Origin of the sequence: Sphingomonas sp. BT-65 (assembly GCF_026107375.2) — a bacterium.
Taxonomy (GTDB): domain Bacteria; phylum Pseudomonadota; class Alphaproteobacteria; order Sphingomonadales; family Sphingomonadaceae; genus Sphingomonas.
This window is the reverse complement of the sequence record NZ_JAPCIA010000005.1, coordinates 1-1,249: the sequence shown is the minus strand read 5'-3', so window position 1 is coordinate 1,249 and position 1,249 is coordinate 1. Positions and strand designations below refer to the sequence as shown.

Here is a 1,249-nt window from a genome sequence, read left to right as displayed (position 1 = left end):
CGCTCCCCCACCCGGCCACCCACGAAAGTATCCTAATGGGTGGCCGGGTGGGGGAGCGGGCTGGTGCCGAAACTGGTTCAGCTCTGCTGAACCAAACTCTAACGCGTGGCGTGGCCGAGCACCGCGCTCACGTCCGCCGCGGCGTTGCGCACGGGCGCGATCAGGTTCGCGATGACCTCGTCGGTCAGGTAGACCGAGGCGCCGGCGATGCTGAGCGCGATCGCGATCTTGCCCTTGGAATCGCGGATCGGCGCGGCGACCGAGCGGACGCCGTCGCCGGCCTCGCTCTCGTGCACCACGACCCCGCGCTTGGCGTGGGTCTCGATCTCGCTGAGCCACGCCTTGAGCCGCTTGGCGTCAGCGTCGGGCCGGTCCGCGCGGAACAACCGCGTCAGCGTCTCGGGGTCCTCGTCGAGCAGCAACGCCTTGCCGAGACCGGTCTCAACGATCTGCCGCCGGTCGCCCGGCGCGGTGGCGACGCGCAGCCGCTGGCGGCCCGTCACCCGCTCGAGATGGCGCGACCAGTCGCCCTCGCGCTTGCCGATGAACACGCAATAGCCAGTCTGTTCGGACAAAGCTTCCATGTGCGGGCGGGCGAGGCGGACATAGTCGACCTGCTCGTGCGCCATCGTGCCCAGCTGGAGCAGCTTGGGGCCGAGCGAATAGCCGTCGGTGGTGATCGAGAGATAGTCGCGCGTACGCAGCGCCTGCACCAACCGGTGCGTGGTCGATTTGGTGAGCGCGAGATTGCGGGCGAGGTCGGTGACCTTGACCGGCCCGTCGATCACCTGGTCGAGGATGTCGAGTCCGCGCATCAGCGTCTGCACGCCCTTGAGCCCGGCCGAAGCCTCTTTCTCGTCTACAGCCATGCTTGCCCTGCCTTTGCCGTCCGCCGGATCCGGCGGCACGTTGTGGAACGCTTATTCCACTATATGGGACATTCTGGGGGAAATACCATCGCTATTTTCAAGGCGATTTCAGGCCCGCCTGATCACCGCCGGACGTCCAGGCCGCCTTGGAGGAAGGCGTCGATGTCCGCTTGTGAGAACAGGGATGCGTCGCCTGGGAGGGAGTGTTTGAGGCAGGTAAGCGCAAGGCCGGAGGCGACGGTGGCTTCGAGGTCTTGGTGCGAGAGCACGCCGTGGAGGATGCCGGCGGCATAGGCGTCGCCGCCGCCGATGCGGTCGATGATCCCGGCGACCACCACCTCCTGGGTCTGGTAGCCGCGTTCGGGCGTGTCGATGCGCGC

General features: G+C 67.3%; 1 protein-coding gene and 1 pseudogene. Both read right to left on the bottom strand.

The window, feature by feature from the left end; genetic code table 11:
* Positions 1-98: 98 nt before the first annotated feature.
* The gene (locus OK349_RS19500; RefSeq protein WP_265119593.1) at positions 99-869 is read right to left on the bottom strand and encodes an IclR family transcriptional regulator; all 771 of its coding nucleotides are present in this window, start codon (positions 867-869) and stop codon (positions 99-101) included.
* A gap of 122 nt (positions 870-991) precedes the next feature.
* Positions 992-1,249, bottom strand: a pseudogene (locus tag OK349_RS19495) (sugar kinase); the annotation flags it as partial.

Coding starts and splice junctions, on each gene's coding strand:
- OK349_RS19500 (WP_265119593.1), bottom strand. CDS start 869: ATGGCTGTAGACGAGAAAGAGGCTTCGGCCGGGCTCAAGGGCGTGCAG.